At 62.9% G+C, this 213-nt stretch carries 2 pseudogenes; both read right to left on the reverse strand.

Annotated features, from left to right (window positions below):
• Nucleotides 1–83 (reverse strand): annotated as a pseudogene (locus FPZ47_RS28190) (type VII secretion protein EsxI); the annotation flags it as partial.
• Between the two features lie 28 nt (nt 84–111).
• Nucleotides 112–213 (reverse strand): annotated as a pseudogene (locus FPZ47_RS28195) (WXG100 family type VII secretion target); the annotation flags it as partial.

Genomic DNA, 213 nt, shown 5'->3' on the forward strand with positions numbered 1-213 from the left:
TGCTCGGCCTCCAACGAGGCGGCCTGCGCGCGGATCGTGGCGCCGTGAGCGTCCACATCCCCGAACGAGTAATTGATCGACATCGCACTAATCTCCTAACGCCCGCAAGCCCTAGCTGCCGAGGATCTGCTGCGAGGCCTGCTCTTGCTGCTCGTAGTTGCTGGCGTCGCGGATCAACCCGTCACGCACCCCGTGGAGCATGTTCACGATGTT

Origin of the sequence: Mycobacterium helveticum, assembly GCF_007714205.1 — a bacterium.
Classification (GTDB): domain Bacteria; phylum Actinomycetota; class Actinomycetes; order Mycobacteriales; family Mycobacteriaceae; genus Mycobacterium; species Mycobacterium helveticum.